Genomic DNA, 14,444 nt, shown 5'->3' with positions numbered 1-14,444 from the left:
CGATCCTGAAGCGAGGTCGCGTCCTGGTTGTCGTTGCCAACTGGCGGCGGCTCGTTCACGCCGACCGGCGCGGGTTCGCCGCGCCCCGCCAGTGAGCGCCGGGCGATCTCGTATGTCGCGGCCACAGGCTCTACACTGCGCGCCATGGAGATCGCGGGTTATCGTTTTCCCAATGCACTGGCACTGGCGCCGATGGCCGGGGTGACCGACCGCGTGTTCCGGCGCCTGTGTCGCGGGTTCGGCGCGTCGCTGACGGTAGGCGAGATGGTTTCGGCTCGTACGGAACTGCGCGCTACCCGCAAGTCGCGGCTGCGGCTGGATTTCTCGGGCGAGCCCGCGCCCCGGGTCATCCAGATCGCCGGGGGTGATGCGACCGATCTGGCCACGGCGGCCCGTGTCAACGCCGACGCCGGGGCCGACATCATCGACATCAACATGGGCTGCCCGGCCAAGAAGGTCTGTCGCAAGGCGGCCGGCTCGGCGCTCATGGCCGATACTGACAATGTGGCCCGGATTCTGGAGGCCGTGGTGGCGGCCTCGCCGGTGCCGGTCACACTCAAGATGCGCACCGGCATCTCGGCCGATCGAATCAACGCGGTCGCCATCGCGAAGCGGGCCGAGGCGGCGGGCATTGCCGCGCTGGCCGTGCACGGGCGAACCCGGGATCAGCATTATCGCGGGGTGGCCGAGTACGACACCATCGCGGCGGTCGCGGCCTCGGTTTCGATTCCGGTCTGGGCCAACGGCGATGTGGATTCGGTCGACCGCGCGCGCAAAGTGCTGGCGGCGACCGGCGCCGACGGCCTGATGATCGGGCGCGCGGCCGGTCGCTGCCCGTGGCTGTTTCGTGAGCTGGCCGCGGCCATGGCGGGCAAGGTGGCGGTCGCGCCGGATCTGGCGGACGAGGCCGAAATCGTTCTGGGGTTGATCGAACAGGTGCACGATTTCTACGGCGAACAACAGGGGGTGCGGGTGGCCCGCCGGCATATCGGCTGGCTGTGCGAGCGCCGCGCGCCGCATCCGGCCCTGTACATGGATCTGATGACCGCGGCGGGCGCGGCGCGCCAGATCCGCCTGCTCGAGCGTTACTTCGACGCGGCGGCTGCCGCGGCCTGGCGCGATGTGAGTTGATCCAGATCAGGTCCTGTGCGCCGGACCGGCGTTAATCTGGCGGTATGCCCGGCATTCGGCCGGGTCGTGTCCGGATCACGCAGGGAACACTGCCATGAGCTACAAGAGTCTGATCATTGCCATCACGGAGGTCTCGCTGGATCGCGCCGCGATCAATCAGGCCGCCGCGCTGGCCGCGCGCTTCGACGCCCATCTGACCGGGTTGTACGTCTACGAGCCGCCGTATTATCGCTACCCGTTGGCCTACCCGAATATCGCCGATGTCGATCCCGAGGCCGCCAGCGGCCGGGATGAAGCCACGCTGGCGGCTCGCGAGGCCTTCGAGGCCGCCTGTCGGGCAGAAGGGGTGGAAACCAACGAATGGCGTTTCGTGCGGGGGGAAACACTGAATACGCTGGCGCTGCATGCGCGTTATGCGGATGCGCTGGTCATGAGCGGCGGCGATCTCGCGGCGCGGCTCGCGATCGTGTCTTCGCGCCCGGTGATCGCGGTGCCGGAAGCCGACCGGGATCGACGCCTGGGCCAGCGCATCATGTTGGCCTGGAACGCCAGCCGCGAGTCGACCCGGGCCGCGACGGCGGCGCTGCCGCTGATGGCGCGCGCCGAACAGGTGTGCGTGCTGGTGATCGATCCGGATGGCTCCGCCCATCGTCGCCTGGGCGACAATCCCGGCGCCGACATCGCGTTGTATCTGGCGCGGCACGGCATCGAGGCCGAAGTGCGTCTTGCGGACAGCGACAGCGTCGGTGTGGCCGATACGCTGCTCACCGAAGCGATCGAGATGAACGCCGATCTGATCTGCATGGGCGTCTATGGCCACTCGCGGCTGCGCGAACTGGTGCTGGGCGGGGTGACGCGGGACGTGATCGACGCGCCGCCCCCGCTACCGCTGTTGCTGGCGCACTGAGCCCGGCCTGCCCGGCGCGCTGGACGCGCATCAATGCGCGTCCAGCGTCTCCCGTGCGGCCAGCTGGCTGCGCAGCGTGCGGATTTCGTCGATCAACTCCAGCGCCAGCGCGATGCCCGAGGCGTTGAGGTCGAGATCCTGTGCCAGCCGGCGTGCAGTATGCACCCGCGGCAGTTGCGTGATGGCGAAGCGCCACTGGCGTTCGCGCGGCGCCACCGGCTCGAGCACGCCATGTTCGACCAGCAGGGCGACCCATTCCGCATGGACGCCGCAGGACCGGCAGAGCTCGGCGAAGGTCAGCGTTTCGCCGTGATCGACGAGCTCGCAGGTCAGCGTATAGCGCGTGTCTTGCATATCAGACCCCCAGTGTCTTGCGGGGATTGAAGTCGCTCTCGCGCGCCAGGCGCTCGTAGAGCGTACGGGTTTCGTCGTCGAGGCGTTCCGGCAATACGATCTTGAGGATGGCGATCAGATCGCCCGGCGTCTTGCCCGGCATGCCCCGGCCTTTCAGACGCAGTCGCCGGCCGGCGTTCGACCCGGCCGGAATCTTGAGATCGACCGGCCCTGCCGGCGTCGGGGTCTTGACCGTCGCGCCGAGCGCGGCTTCCCAGGGGGCAACCGGCAACTCGAGGATCAGGTTGCGGTCGTCCAGACGGAACAGGGGATGGGGGCGGAATTCGATCTCAAGATACAGATCGCCGGCGTCGCCGCCACCGAGGCCGGGCATCCCCTGGCCGCTCAGCCGCAGCTGCTGGCCGGCGCGCACACCCTTGGGGATGTTCACCCGCACGGTACGTTCGCGGTTGACGACGCGGCCATGCGCATCGACTTCCGGCACGCGCAGCGACAACATTTTCTGGCCACCCTGAAACGCGTCCTCCAGATCCAGCGCGATGCGAGCGGTCTGGTCCTGGCCGCGCATGGCGCCTCCTGCGGAGGCCCCGGGACCTCGACCGCCCGCGGCTCTAAAACCGCCGCGACCGAACAGGGACTCGAAGAAATCGCTGAAACCGCCGGCATCGGCGCCGGTATAACCGCCGCCGTGAAAATCGAAGTTCGATTCCCAGCCCGGCGGTGGCTCGAAGCCAGCCCCGTCGTCGCCCTGCGCGCGCGGGCCGCCGCCGCGGCCGAGCTGATCGTAGGCGGCGCGTTTTTCCGGATCCTTGAGCACCTCGTAGGCTTCGTTGGCCTCGCGGAACTTCTCGGCGGCGCCTTCCTCGCTGCTGACGTCCGGATGATACTTGCGGGCGAGCTTGCGATAGGCGCGCTTGATGTCGTCTTCAGTGGCGTCGCGCTCGACGCCGAGAATCTTGTAATAGTCCTTGTATTCCATAGGCCCGGGATACGACTTTCGGCGTGGATACGATGGCTCGATTATAGGGCGGTGGCGCGGTCCTGTGGACCCGGGCCACCTGCTTTTTCAGGCACCGATCAGCGTGGGTACGGGCAGGCGTCGCAGCATCTCGTAGGTGGTGCCGCCCAGGAAGAACTCACGCAGCCGCGAGTGGCCGTAGGCTCCCATGCACAGCAGGTCGGCGCCGCGTTCATCCACGTGCGCACACAAGGCCTCGGCAACCGAGCGACCGCGGCAGCTGATCCGCGAGACGTCGACGGATACGCCGTGGCGAGCCAGATAAAGCGCGATATCGGCACCGGGCTCCTCGCCGTGCGGTGACACCCAGGCATGGTTGTCGTCGACCACGAGCAGAGTCACCGATTCGGCATCCTGCAGCAGTGGCAGGGCACCGCTGATGGCGCGCTGTGCCTCGCGCGACGCATTCCAGGCGAGTACGACCTGCCGGCCGAGGTTGGCAAAGGGTGCATCGCTGGCCGGCAGGACCAGCACCGGCCGGGCCGAAGCCTGGGCGACGAGTGCGGCGGTGTCGGCGCTGGTATGGTCGCGATCGGACGGCGCCGGGCGGCCGAGCACGACCAGATCGTGTGTCCGTGCTTCCTCGGCGATCAGGTCCGCGGTCTGGCGCCCGGCCAGGTCTGCCGTGCGATAGCGCCAGTCGTGGTCGGCCACATGCCGTGCCTCGACGCGTTCGGCGAAGGTGCGAGCCAGGTCTGCATCGCGATCGCGCGCGGCCGCGTCGTCCTCGGCGACCACGGTCGGCGAAGGCGCCACCGGATAGTCGCCGGTGGCGACATAGCTGTTGTAGGTCGGGACATGGGTATGCAGCCCGGTGACATGGGCTTGCCAGCGCGCCGCCAGAGCCGCGGCAGTGTCGGTAAACACGGCCTGGCTGGGCGTGTCCTGGACATGGGCGAGAAGGCTGGCGTAGCGCATGATGGGCTGTTCGGTTGGGTTTGATCGGCCTCATGATGCCATGCGCTCGCCGGCTGACGATTGACCTGAATCAAGCGCCCTCGGGCGGTGCAGGCAGGACGGCGCCGACTTGATCTGCATCAACCCGCCCGGGCGGTCACGGGCCTAGATTCGCTCCTGGACTCATTAGACGAAGGGAGTACATCATGAAGAGAAATACATGGATCGGCGCCGGTACGGGATTGGTGCTCGCGCTGGGTGCGAGCGCCGCCAATGCGGCCCCCGTCTGGCACGCGGGCGACGTGATCGTGCGCGGTGGCGCGAGCGCCGTGGTCCCCGACGAACAGACCCACCGCAAATCCGGCACACTGGCGTCGGCGCTGGCGGGCACCCACGTCTCGGTCGGCAACGACGTGAAGCCGAGTGTGACGCTGGCCTACATGATCACCGATCACATCGACGTCGAATTGCTGGCGGCCTGGCCGTTCAAGCATGACGTGAAGTTACAGGGCGGCGCGTTGGGCGGTACCGATCTCGGCTCCATCAAGCACCTGCCGCCCACGCTGAGCTTCGATTATCACTTCGAGACCGGCACGCCGTTGTCGCCCTATGTCGGCGTGGGCGTCAATTACACGCTGTTTTTCGACGAACATGTTCACCGTCAGGCGGCCGCAGCGGGGGTGACCGGACTTGATCTGAGCAATTCGTTCGGCCCGGCCGCCCAGGTCGGCCTGGATTACCGGATCGGCGATCACTGGCTGGTGAATGCCAACGTGCGCTATATAAGCATCGATAGCAATGCGCATGTCAACACGGCCGGCGGCGGGCACACCAAGGTGAACCTCGATATCAATCCGTGGGTGTACACGGCAGCGGTGGGCTATCGCTTTTAAAGGGCGAGTGGGTACCCAGGCGGCTCCGGATCGGGCACCGCCACGATCCGGAGCCGCCTGCGAGCCGGTCGGGATTACTGGTCGGCCACCCAGGCGCCGCGCGTGGCCCATGCTTCCAGCGCGTCGAAATCGAGAACCGCAACATCCGCACGATCCACCGCGATGATCCGGCATTCCTGCAGTCGGCGCAGCACGCGGCTGACGGTTTCGATACGCATGCCGAGAAAGTTGGCCAGATCGGCGCGCTTCATCGATAGGCGGATCGGCGAGGCCGGCAATCCGCGCATCTCCCGCCGCCGCGACAGGCTCAGCAGCAGGGTCGCGATCCGGCCTTCGCTGCTCTTTCGGCCCAGTGTCAGCAGAAGCTGCTCGTCATCGGACAGGGCATGGCTCATCAGGCGCATGAGCTGGCGGCGCAGGCCGGGAACCTCGTCGACCAGTTGATCGAGTTGATCGAACGGAATGCGACAGATCTGGCTGTCCTCGAGTGCGGTCGCCGTGCAGTGGTGGACTTCATCGCCCATGCCGTCCAGGCCGAGCAGATCGCCGGGGTAGTAGAAGCCCATGATCTGTTCCAGGCCTTCGGCGTCGATCATCGAAGTCTTCATGGCTCCCGAGCCCACCGCGTACAGGGCGCTCAACCGGTCGCCCTGGGCGAACAGTTCGGTGCCGCGGGCCAGCGGCCTGCCGACATCCACCAATGTTTCCAGGCGCTGGATATCGCCCGTGCCCAGCCCGTAGGGCAGGCATAAATGCGCCAGCGAGCAGCGGCCGCAGGCCTGCTGGACGTTATCAAGATGTCGGAATGTCGCCGGCATGTACGGCTCCGGTCGACGGTGGAAAGCATAGCCGCTTACTGTAACCAAAAATTCGTTCGGATCGGAGGTACCCAGCCCACCATCGTTTTGTGCGCGTCAGATTGATGATTGATCCAGATCAACGATGTTGATCGGGTGACCGATTAGTGTAGCGCCGTCTGCTTCGACCGGCGGCTCGGCCGCCCCGCATGATGAGCCATTCCGCTGCCACGCCCACGCTTGCCTGGTTGAAATCCAACCGGGCGCATGTCCGTCGCCCGGTCGCGATTACCGTCGGCCTCGGCCTGGCCGGCGGCCTGTTGCTGATCGTTCAGGCCAGCGTGCTTGCGCATCTGGCCAATGCGGTGATTTTCGACCGCGCGGCATTGCCCGCGCTGGTGTGGCTGCTGGCCGGGCTGGCCGCGATCGTGCTGGTGCGGGCCGGGCTGGTCTATCTGGTGCAACAGACCGCCTTTGCCGCCGGGCGTGCCATCAAGACCGAAATCCGCGCCCGGCTGGTGGCACGGCTGGCCGGGCGCGGCATCGTCTGGCAACGCAGCCAGGCGACCGGCGATCTGGTCAACACGCTCAGCGACGGGGTCGAGGCACTGGAAGCCTACTACGCCCGCTACCTGCCGCAGAGCGCGCTGGCTGCGCTGGTGCCATTGGCGATTCTTGCCGTGATCGCGCCCATCGACTGGATATCCGGGCTGATTCTGGTGGTGACTGCGCCGCTGATCCCGGTATTCATGATCTTCATCGGGCGCGGCGCCGAAAAGCTCAACCAGCGCCAGTGGCGGCGCATGGGGGTGTTGTCGGGGCATTTCCTGGACGCGTTGCAGGGGCTGACCACGCTCAAGCTATTCAATCTCGGCGCGCGCGAAGCCCGGCTGATCGCAAAGCTGTCGGATGAATACCGCCTGGCCACGATGCGCGTGCTGCGGCTGGCGTTCGTGTCGTCGCTGGTGCTCGAATTCCTGGCCACGGTCAGCATCGCCATGGTGGCGGTATTGATCGGGTTTCGCCTGCTCTGGGGCGATATCGGCTTCACCTCCGGTTTCCTGGTACTGCTGCTGGCGCCCGAGTTCTATCTGCCGCTGCGCAACATGGGCACGGTCTACCACGCGCGCATGGAAGCGATCGGGGCCGCGGAGGGCATTGTCGCCCTGCTGGACGCCCCCGCCGATGCGAACCCGGGCAGCCGTTGCGACGGGCTGGTGGCCGGGCGCGCGCCGGCCGTCGCGCTCGATGCGGTGTCGTACGCCTACCCGGACGGCACCCAGGCGCTGACCGCGGTGGATCTGTCGATCGCGCCGGGCGAGACGGTGGCCATCGTCGGCGCCTCCGCAGCGGGCAAGAGCACGCTGGCACTGGTGCTCATGGGGCTGCTCGCGCCGACAACCGGCCGCGTCACGCTGGATGGCATCGATCGCGCGACGCTGGCCCCCGCTTACTGGCGGCGCTGGTGTGCCTGGGTACCCCAGCAGCCGCGGTTGTTCCATGGCAACGTGCGCGACAATCTCACGCTCGGCGCGATCGAGGTGCCGGACGATGCCCTGTGGCAGGCATTGGAGCGTGCTCAGGCGCGGGCGTTCGTGGCCGCGCTGCCGGACGGTCTCGACACGGCGATCGGCGAACGCGGGCTGCGCTTGTCCGGCGGCGAAGCCCAGCGGCTGGCGATCGCCCGGGCGCTGGCGGCCGCCGCACCCTTCGTGGTAGTCGACGAAGCCAGCGCGCATCTGGACGCCCCCAATGAACAGGCGCTGACGGTGGCGCTCGGCGAGTTGGGCGCGGATCGCAGCCTGGTGGTCATCGCGCATCGTCTGGCCACCGTCCGCGAGGCCGATCGCATCGTGGTGCTGGATGCCGGCCGGGTGGTCGAGACCGGCTGCCACGCTGAGCTGGTGGCGGCCGGCGGGCGCTATGCCGCGATGCTCGCGGAGGGCCGGCATGAGTGATCTGCGCTGGTGGCTGCAACTCGCCCGGCCGTATCGCGGGGCGTTTGCGCTCGGCATCGTACTCGGCATCATCACGGTCGCCTCCAACATGGCGTTGCTGGCCGTTTCCGGCTGGTTCATTGCCAGCATGGCGGCGGCCGGGCTGGCCGCCGCCGATATGAATTACTTCACGCCGGCCGCGGCCATCCGCGGCCTGGCGATCGCGCGCACCGGCGGACGTTATCTGGAACGGCTGGTCACCCACGACGCGACATTCAAGCTGCTGACCGGGCTGCGGGTGTGGTTCTACCGCCAGGTCGAGCCGTTGTCCGCGCATCAGTTGTCCGGCCTGCGCAGCGGCGATCTGCTGGCCCGCGTGCGGGCCGATATCGACACGTTGAGCGCGGTCTATCTGCAGCTGATTCTGCCGGTGACCGTGGGCGTGGTCTGCGTGGCGGGGGCGGTCGCGGTCTGGGCCTGGTACAGCGTGGCGGTGGCCCTGACCAACCTGGCGCTGCTGATGATGGCCGGGGGGCTGTTGCCGTGGTGGGTGGCACGCGCCGGGCGCGCGCCGGGGGCGCAGTCGGTGGCGATCGCCGCCCGGCTCAAGGCCCAGCTCGTGGACATGGTCGAAGGTCTGGGCGAATTGGTGGTGTTCGACGCCTTCGCCGCGCGTGAACGCGAGGTCGCCGCGTTGACCGAGGCCCATCTGGACAGCCAGGCGCGTCTTTCGCGCCTGACCGGGCTCGGCCAGGCCGGCATGCTGGTGCTGATCAATGCGGCGGTACTGGCGTCGATCGGGCTGATCGTGCCGGCGATTCGTAGCGGCGCGGCGGCGCCGATCGATTTCGCGCCGGTCGTGCTGCTGGTGCTGGCAAGCGTCGAGGCCGTGACCCAGATGCCCGCGGCCTGGCAGGCGCTGGGCCAGCTCCAGGCCGCAACCCGCCGGCTGCGCGCCTTCGAGGCGCTGCGTCCGGCCATCGTCGAGCCCGAGACGCCGCGACCGGCGCCGGTCGACCATCGTCTGGTGTTCGAGCATGTCTTTGTCCGCCACACGCCGGATACGCCCTGGGCGCTGGCTGATGCGTCGCTTTCGATCGCGCCCGGCGAGCGCGTCGCGATCGTCGGCGCCAGCGGCGCGGGCAAGAGCAGCCTGGTGCATTTGCTGACCCGAATGACGGTGCCCGAGCGGGGTCAAGTGACTTGGGGCGGCGCCCCCGTGACGGCATATCGCAGCGCCGATCTGCGGGCCGCGATCGCGCTGGTACCGCAGCGCATCTACCTGTTCCACGCCACGGTCACCGACAACATCGCCGTGGGCGACCCGGACGCCGACGAAAACGCGATCATCGCCGCCGCGAAGGCTGCTGCCATTCATGACGAAATCATGGCGTTGCCCGAGGGCTACGCCACGCTGGTCGGCGAGGAGGGGCTGCGCCTGTCCGGCGGCCAGATCCGCCGTATCGGTATCGCCCGCGCGCTGCTGCGCGACGCCCCGGTGGTGATCATGGACGAGCCCGGCGAAGGGCTGGACGGTGCCACCGCCGCGCGGCTGTGGTCCGCGGCGGCGGCTCGCCTGTCCGGCCGGACGCTGATTGTGGTGTCGCATCAGCCGGAATGGGTGGCCCGCTGCGAGCGCGTGATCGTGCTCGATCGGGGCCATGTCGTGGGGGATGGCACGCCGGCCGAGCTCACCGATTCCTGTGCCGAATATCGTCGTTTAACCCGCCCCGGGGGCTGTCTTGATTCAGATCAACGACCTGCCCCCGGCGCCTCTTTAACCTTGCCCTGAACGGCCGCTGTCTGGCCGGGCCGCTTTGATCGGAGACGTGACCGATGCACTCCCTGGATACCGTTGTCGACCTATCGCGCTGGCAGTTTGCTGCCACCGTGCTCTATCACTTTATATTCGTGCCGCTCACGCTCGGGCTGAGCATGCTGCTGGCGGCCATCGAGACGGTGTATGTCATCACCGGCCGCTCGATCTATCGCCAGATGACGCAGTTCTGGAGCAAGCTGTTCGCGATCAACTTCGCGCTCGGCGTAGCCACCGGGCTGACCATGGAGTTCCAGTTCGGCACCAACTGGTCGACCTATTCGCACTATGTGGGCGATATCTTCGGCGCGCCGCTGGCCATCGAGGGCCTGATGGCGTTCTTCCTCGAGTCCACGATGGTCGGGTTGATGCTGTTCGGCTGGGGCAAGCTGTCGCGCGGCAAGCATCTGCTGGTGACCTATATGGTCGCACTCGGCTCGAACCTGTCGGCGCTGTGGATTCTGATCGCCAACGGCTACATGCAGTCGCCGGTGGGGTCCACGTTCAACCCCGCCACCATGCGCATGGAGTTGACCAGCTTCACCAATCTGGTGTTCAACCCGGACGCCCAGGCCAAGTTCGTGCATACCAGCATCGCCGGTTATCTGACCGCGGCGATGTTCGTGCTCGGCATCAGTGCCTTCTACATGCTGCGCAAGCGCCACGTCGAGCTGGCCAAGCGCTCGTTCCGGATGGCGGCCTTGTTCGGCATCTTTGCCAGTATCGCGGTGATCTGCCTGGGCGATGCGCTCGGCTTCATCAACGGCGAGGACCAGCCGACCAAGCTGGCGGCGATGGAAGGGCTGTGGAAGACTGCGCCGGCACCGGCGGGCTTCAACGTGATCGCCTGGCCCAACCAGGCGGAACAGAAAAACGAGTTCGAGTTGCAGATTCCGTATCTGCTCACGCCGCTGGTGACGCACAGCTTCAGTCAATCGATCCCCGGCGTGGACGATCTGGAAAAACAGGCCGCGAAGCGGATTCGCAACGGCATCCCTGGACTGGTGGCACTCAAGACCCTGCGTGAGCACCCGAACGACGCGGCCGCCCGCGCCAAGTTCAATGCCCACAAGGACGATCTCGGCTATGCCCGGTTGGTCCAGCGCTACGCGCCGGACGTTGCCAATGCCACTGACGCCCAGATCGAAAAAGCCGCGCGTGACGCCATCCCGCCGGTAGCGCCCGTATTCTGGAGCTTCCGGATCATGGTGGCCGCCGCGTTCTTGATGCTGGCCTTCCTGATCCTGGCGGTGAATTATTCACTGCGCGGCACGATCGTCGACAAGCGCTGGTTCCTCAAGGTCGCACCCTGGATGATTCCAGTGCCCTTCATCGCCAACGAGGCGGGCTGGCTGGTCGCGGAGCTCGGACGCCAGCCCTGGACGGTCTACGAGCAGCTGCCGACCTGGGTCTCGGCCTCGACCCATTCGGTTGGCTACATGATCTTCTCGCTGACTGGCTTCGTGCTGCTTTATTCGATCTTCATCATGATCGAGATGTTCCTGATGGTGAAGTACATCCGGCTTGGACCGGACGACCCCGACGATGGCCATGGCCAGAGTGAGCCGGCCACCCCACCCCGCATGTCGCAGTGGAGCGAGGCATAAAATGGAGTTGTACATCGTACTCAAACTGATCTGGTGGGCGCTGCTCGGCGTCCTGTTGATCGGCCTGGCCGTAATGGTGGGCATGGACATGGGCGTCGGGGCGGCTCTGCGTTATTTCGGGCGCACCGACGGCGAGCGGCGTGCGGCGATCAACATGATCGCCCCGCACTGGGATGGCAACCAGGTGTGGTTCATCCTGGGCGGCGGCGCCGTGTTCGCGGCCTGGCCGACGATCTATGCCACCGCCTTTTCCGGCCTGTATGTGGTCATGTTGCTGTTGCTGTGGGCGATGATCGTGCGGCCGCTCGGCTTCGAATACCGCAGCAAGATGCCCAGCATGGGCTGGCGCAATCTGTGGGACTGGACGTTGTTCATCTCCGGCGCGGTGCCAATGATCGTGTTCGGCGCGGCCATGGGCAACATGCTCGAGGGCGTGCCCTTCCACTTTTCCTGGGACATGGTGTCGTACTACACCGGCAGCTTCATTACGCTGTTCAATCCGTTCGCGATCCTGTGCGGGCTGGTGTCGCTGGCCCTGGCGCTGTATCAGGGATCGACCATGATCATGGGCCGCGGCGAAGGCGTGATCCGTGAGCGCGCGATACGCCTGGCCACGGTCAGCGGCCCGGTCGCGCTGGTGCTGTTCACCATCGGCGGCGTATGGGTCGCATTCATCCACGGCTATGTGATCACCGCGGGCGCCGATCCGGCCGGTCCGGCGCTGCCGCTGGACAAGACGGTGGTTCGCGAAGCCGGAGCCTGGCTGCATAACTACGGCGCCGTGCCGGCGTTGTGGGCGATCCCGGGGCTGGTTTATGTCGCGATCGCGGCGGGCGTTGTTGCTGCGCGCCGCGGCGCGGCGACCGTCGCCTGGTGGGCGGGAGCCGTCGCCTGGGCGGCGACCATCGGCACCGTCGGCGCCGCCATGTTCCCGTTCCTCATGCCGTCGTCGAGCAACCCGAGCCAGAGCCTGACGGTCTGGGATGCGTCATCGAGTGCCGGCACGCTGGGCTGGATGCTGGTGTTCACGCTGATCTTCGTGCCGATCATCCTCGTCTACACCAGCTGGGCGTTTTACGTGATGCGCGGCAAGGTCACACCCGCCTCGATCGAAAACGACGACCACGCGTACTAGGAGTTCACCATGAAAACCGTATTGCAGTTCATTTTCTGGTTGCTCGTGGCCTTCGTCGCCCTGTTCCTGGCCATCGTGCTGGGCGAGCGCGGCGCCTGGTACCTGGCCTGGGTGCTGGGCACGGTCATGATCATCCTGATTGCCGTGGCCGGCACGGTCATGCTCGATGCGCGCTATGAGGACGAGCCGCTCGAGTAACACGAGAAGGGGGTAGGGGCTGCCGAGGCGTTGGGCAAAACCTTGGCAGGCCCAAAAAAGGGGTGGGGGGAGAACGCCGGGCGGTCGCCCGGCGTTTTTTTGCCCGCCGCGCCTGCGCTCAGACCGCGCCACCGCCGCCGGCCGGCGGGCCGCCCATGCCGTAGATGGCCGCGCCGCCGATCAGCCAGGCGATCAGCAGCTGGATGACCCAGCCAATCACCACCACGCCGATCGCGCGCCAGGTGTTGTCGTAGTCGAGTGCCTGGCGTACCGCGACGATCATGGCGACCAGCATCCAGATCGAAACCACCAGCGCGACCAGGCTGCCGAGGACCGGCACGATCTCGAACAGGCGCAACAGGCCGGGCGAGGCAGCGAAGCCCATGGTGCGCAACAGTTGGCCGATATCGGCCTCGGTTTGGGCCTGCGGCAGCATCTTGGTGCCGACGAACCAGACGGTCACCGCCCAGATCACCCAGCCCAGCAGCGCCCCCACCAGCGCCAGGATCAGGCCGCCGAAACCGGCGTGGCCAAGCGCGCCGATGCCGGCCGCGATCGCGGCCAGGATGACGACACCGGCGGCCTGCCCGGTGGCCGCGCTGTCATGTTCGACTTCCTCGTAGATCGGCACCTCGAGCCTGGCGGCGCCGACCATGCGTTCAATGAATCCACTCATGCGATGATCTTGGTTTGCGTGAACGCATCACAGCGTGGGGCAAACCGTCGGTGAAGACCAGCCAGCAAGCTTGGCTGCGGGCAGCCATGGCCGCGGCAATTCTCGATTGCCCTGCCTGCGACAGCCGCTTACGCTAGCAGCACATATTTCGATCAGGGTGATCAGCCTGCGCGCTCTACTGCTCATCAACCGCGAATCGCGCCAGGGCAAGGCCAATGCGCGAGCTGCGGTCGAACATCTGGCCGCGCGCGACGTCGACGTCGTCGAGGCCCGCTTCGACCGGCCTGACGATGTGTCGGCCGCCATCCACCGCCAAGCCGGGGAAGTCGATGTGGTGGTGCTCGGCGGCGGTGACGGGACGCTCAATCTGGCGTCGAAGGCGATGCTGGAATGCGGCAAGCCGATGGCTGTGCTGCCACTCGGCACCGCCAACGATTTCGCCCGTACGCTATTGATACCCACCGATCTGGTCGCGGCCTGCGACAACGTGGTCGACGGCATCGATCACGGCATCGATCTGGGCCAGTGCAACGAGGTCTATTTCCTCAACGTCGCCAGTATCGGTCTGGCCGTACGGGCCAGTGAGTATCGCTCCGGTACGGCCAAGAAATGGCTGGGATCTTTCGGCTACGCCGCCAATGTGTTCTCCGCAGTGCGGGATACCGAACCGTTTCGGGCCGAAGTCCGTTTCGAGGGACGCAGTGAACATATCGAGTCGATTCAGATTGCCGTCGGCAACGGGCGCTATTTTGGCGGGGGCCTCGCGGTATCCTGCGACGCCGCGCTCGACGATGGCCGGCTCGATCTTTACAGCCTCAAGCCCCAGCCGCTGTCGTCGCTGATCGGGATGCTGCCGTGGCTGGTGCGCGGGCCGAACAAGGCCATGCAGGGCGTGCAGCTGTTCGAGAGCAGGGCGTTCGAGATTCACACCGAGCAGCCGATGGATATCAACACCGACGGTGAGATTCTCACGGCTACGCCCGCGACCTTCCGGGTGTGGCCACGGGCGCTGACCGTCAAGGTGCCGCGTGCGTACATCGATCGCTACGGTCGCGCCAAACCGGCCTCGGCCACGTAG

Annotated in this window: 14 protein-coding genes; 9 read left to right on the top strand and 5 right to left on the bottom strand. The window is 66.7% G+C overall.

Annotated features, from left to right (window positions below):
* The first annotated feature begins 144 nt into the window (after positions 1 to 144).
* Both dusB and SALB1_RS04600 read left to right on the top strand, forming a co-directional pair.
* Positions 145 to 1,131 carry a tRNA dihydrouridine synthase DusB gene (gene dusB, locus SALB1_RS04605; RefSeq protein ID WP_109995272.1) on the top strand — a complete coding sequence of 329 codons (987 nt, stop codon included), beginning with the start codon at positions 145 to 147 and terminating at the stop codon, positions 1,129 to 1,131.
* 94 nt (positions 1,132 to 1,225) lie between these two features.
* Positions 1,226 to 2,038, top strand: a complete 813-nt coding sequence (locus SALB1_RS04600; protein ID WP_109992785.1) for a universal stress protein — start codon at positions 1,226 to 1,228, stop codon at positions 2,036 to 2,038.
* A gap of 30 nt (positions 2,039 to 2,068) precedes the next feature.
* Here SALB1_RS04600 and SALB1_RS04595 read toward each other — a convergent pair whose 3' ends face one another.
* The 3 genes from SALB1_RS04595 to SALB1_RS04585 all read right to left on the bottom strand — a co-directional run bounded on the left by SALB1_RS04595 (position 2,069) and on the right by SALB1_RS04585 (position 4,328).
* The gene (locus SALB1_RS04595) at positions 2,069 to 2,392 is read right to left on the bottom strand and encodes a chaperone modulator CbpM (protein ID WP_109992784.1); all 324 of its coding nucleotides are present in this window, start codon (positions 2,390 to 2,392) and stop codon (positions 2,069 to 2,071) included.
* 1 nt (position 2,393) lies between these two features.
* A complete protein-coding gene (locus SALB1_RS04590) occupies positions 2,394 to 3,371 on the bottom strand; it encodes a DnaJ C-terminal domain-containing protein (protein ID WP_109992783.1) in 978 nt (325 codons plus the stop codon).
* Positions 3,372 to 3,458: 87 nt separating this feature from the next.
* On the bottom strand, positions 3,459 to 4,328 hold the full coding sequence (locus SALB1_RS04585) for a universal stress protein (protein WP_109992782.1): 870 nt from the start codon (positions 4,326 to 4,328) through the stop codon (positions 3,459 to 3,461).
* Between the two features lie 185 nt (positions 4,329 to 4,513).
* On the opposite strand from SALB1_RS04585, the gene SALB1_RS04580 reads away from it, so the two are divergent.
* Positions 4,514 to 5,200: an OmpW family protein gene (locus SALB1_RS04580; RefSeq protein WP_109992781.1), complete on the top strand. Its 687-nt coding sequence runs from the start codon at positions 4,514 to 4,516 to the stop codon at positions 5,198 to 5,200.
* 74 nt (positions 5,201 to 5,274) lie between these two features.
* Here the strand turns inward: SALB1_RS04580 and SALB1_RS04575 are convergent, their stop codons facing one another.
* A complete protein-coding gene (locus SALB1_RS04575) occupies positions 5,275 to 6,018 on the bottom strand; it encodes a cyclic nucleotide-binding domain-containing protein (protein ID WP_109992780.1) in 744 nt (247 codons plus the stop codon).
* Positions 6,019 to 6,209: 191 nt separating this feature from the next.
* On the opposite strand from SALB1_RS04575, the gene cydD reads away from it, so the two are divergent.
* The 5 genes from cydD to SALB1_RS04550 are packed head-to-tail and all read left to right on the top strand — an operon-like array spanning position 6,210 to position 12,690.
* The gene (cydD, locus tag SALB1_RS04570; protein WP_109995271.1) at positions 6,210 to 7,955 is read left to right on the top strand and encodes a thiol reductant ABC exporter subunit CydD; all 1,746 of its coding nucleotides are present in this window, start codon (positions 6,210 to 6,212) and stop codon (positions 7,953 to 7,955) included.
* Positions 7,948 to 9,726 carry a thiol reductant ABC exporter subunit CydC gene (gene cydC / locus SALB1_RS04565; RefSeq protein WP_158590625.1) on the top strand — a complete coding sequence of 593 codons (1,779 nt, stop codon included), beginning with the start codon at positions 7,948 to 7,950 and terminating at the stop codon, positions 9,724 to 9,726. The genes cydD and cydC overlap by 8 nt, the downstream gene beginning before the upstream one ends.
* 44 nt (positions 9,727 to 9,770) lie before the next feature.
* The gene (locus SALB1_RS04560) at positions 9,771 to 11,357 is read left to right on the top strand and encodes a cytochrome ubiquinol oxidase subunit I (protein ID WP_109992778.1); all 1,587 of its coding nucleotides are present in this window, start codon (positions 9,771 to 9,773) and stop codon (positions 11,355 to 11,357) included.
* Between the two features lies 1 nt (position 11,358).
* Positions 11,359 to 12,492, top strand: a complete 1,134-nt coding sequence (cydB, locus tag SALB1_RS04555) for a cytochrome d ubiquinol oxidase subunit II (RefSeq protein WP_109992777.1) — start codon at positions 11,359 to 11,361, stop codon at positions 12,490 to 12,492.
* A gap of 9 nt (positions 12,493 to 12,501) precedes the next feature.
* Positions 12,502 to 12,690, top strand: coding sequence for a hypothetical protein (locus SALB1_RS04550; protein ID WP_109992776.1), 189 nt, complete (start codon positions 12,502 to 12,504; stop codon positions 12,688 to 12,690).
* A gap of 118 nt (positions 12,691 to 12,808) precedes the next feature.
* On the opposite strand, the gene SALB1_RS04545 is transcribed toward SALB1_RS04550, so the two are convergent.
* The gene (locus SALB1_RS04545) at positions 12,809 to 13,366 is read right to left on the bottom strand and encodes a YIP1 family protein (RefSeq protein ID WP_109992775.1); all 558 of its coding nucleotides are present in this window, start codon (positions 13,364 to 13,366) and stop codon (positions 12,809 to 12,811) included.
* Positions 13,367 to 13,523: 157 nt separating this feature from the next.
* On the opposite strand from SALB1_RS04545, the gene SALB1_RS04540 reads away from it, so the two are divergent.
* Positions 13,524 to 14,444, top strand: a complete 921-nt coding sequence (locus tag SALB1_RS04540; RefSeq protein WP_158590624.1) for a lipid kinase — start codon at positions 13,524 to 13,526, stop codon at positions 14,442 to 14,444.

It is taken from the genome of Salinisphaera sp. LB1, assembly GCF_003177035.1.
Lineage (GTDB): Bacteria > Pseudomonadota > Gammaproteobacteria > Nevskiales > Salinisphaeraceae > Salinisphaera.
The sequence above is the reverse complement of the archived record's forward strand: the minus strand, read 5'-3'. Positions and strand labels throughout refer to the sequence as shown.